Raw genomic sequence first — 1,638 nt, forward strand, 5'->3', positions numbered from 1 at the left:
GAAGGTGGTAATGATGACAAAAGCATTCCCCTTCCTATTTGGAAGCAGATTATCCAAAATGCTTGGGATGAACCTGATGTAGTGCAATATATAAAAGGTGGTCTAAGTGCAGGGCTTATTAGAATAAATAATGTTAAATTTGGAATATTAATTCAAGCTCATACAGGTTTACGAATTTCAGAGGTTCTTTATCTAAAAACAGGATGTGTTGAAAAAGATAATAAAGGTAAATACTGGCTTACTGCTGAAATAGAAAAGACTGAAATTGAGCCAGTTATTACCTTGTATTGAAACTTGATGAGCTTAGCGAAGTACTGAGAATGGAAGCTGATGAAAATCAATACCTGTTTTATACATTGTCACGTAGGAGAAAAAAAGGTCATCCAGATGACGTATAACAACGATATAAACCTGTTTCTCTAGAATCGGGTAAATGGAATCACTATCTTATTCGCCCATTTTTAAAACGACATAATATTGATGAATACTTTAAGAACTCTCAAAATAAAACAATACGTATTGCATCTCACTGTTTCAGACATACATTCGCTAAAATTGCAGTAGGAGATAGAAATATTAATCCTGCTGTAATACAGACACATTTTAAGCATCTTTCTATAGAGATGACAATGCACTATATAAATATTACAAAAGATGAGCTTAAAAAAAGTTACATTCAGGGTATGCTTGAAGCTGATACAATTTTTACACAAGGTAAAGAGGGAGAAGTATTTAGAAGCGGTATCAATAATGCAAAATCTGTAACAGATTTAAATGAGGTTGTTAACGGTATTTCAAAGCTCTATGGTATCAACCCTCTTCCTTTTGGTTTATGCCTTTATGATTTCAAGCGAGGTAATTGCCCTAATTTAGGTGCTCAAAGTTGCTATATGGTTGGGTGTAGTGATTTTGTAACAAATGAAACTTTTTTACCTAATTTTGAAAATGAGATAAACCTTTTGCAAACACACATAACGAAATGTCAATCTAACAATCAGGTTATTGAAGTAAAAAAAGCAACACATCAACTTAATAAGTTAAAAACTATTATAGATAAAATTAATTAGGAGATACACTGTATGGCAAAGGGAGATTCACTTAAAAAGTATAAACTTGAGCAAAAAGAGGAAACCAGAAAAAAATTACAAAAAATTATAGAGGAACTCCAGTCATCTGGTGATAAGGTGTCAGTCTCCAATGTTGCTACTTTATCAGGAACTAGTAGAGCTAATATTTATGCCAACTATAAAGATTTATTTGAACAAACGGTGCCAATAGACAGTAAAATTAAAAGAAATGAACACCGTAGCGATATACTTGATAAAAATAATCTTATAGAAAAGCTTCGTAAAGATAATAAACAGTTACGGGATGCTAATGCTAAGTTAATGGATCAAATAGTTGGAATAAAAATTATTAATTCTTTGTAATTTTCGATATTATGTAGTAAATACACAAAGCATAAGTTACATATATTTATATAGGTTTGGAATGTCCCCTATAAACTAGACAATTACTAAACCAGTAAAAACCTACATTTAACAAAAAAAGATTACATTCAGCGATTAATTATAAAACTCCAAATGAAGTCTATTATCAAGCTGATAATAATTTAGACCCTAGGAGACAAAAACTGTT

3 protein-coding genes are annotated in these 1,638 nt (G+C 31.0%); all 3 read left to right on the forward strand.

The genetic code is table 11. The annotated features are described in order from the left end of the window. Positions 1-291 (forward strand): hypothetical protein (locus QZZ48_RS15725; protein WP_294967198.1); only part of this gene is annotated, 291 nt, incomplete at its 5' end. A 338-nt stretch (positions 292-629) separates the two neighbouring features. Next, a complete protein-coding gene (locus tag QZZ48_RS15730) occupies positions 630-1,067 on the forward strand; it encodes a hypothetical protein (RefSeq protein ID WP_294967199.1) in 438 nt (145 codons plus the stop codon). Between the two features lie 12 nt (positions 1,068-1,079). Next, the gene (locus QZZ48_RS15735; protein ID WP_294967200.1) at positions 1,080-1,430 is read left to right on the forward strand and encodes a DUF6262 family protein; all 351 of its coding nucleotides are present in this window, start codon (positions 1,080-1,082) and stop codon (positions 1,428-1,430) included. The last annotated feature ends 208 nt before the right edge of the window (positions 1,431-1,638 follow it).

Origin of the sequence: Sulfurimonas sp. (assembly GCF_016744025.1) — a bacterium.
Taxonomy (GTDB): domain Bacteria; phylum Campylobacterota; class Campylobacteria; order Campylobacterales; family Sulfurimonadaceae; genus Sulfurimonas.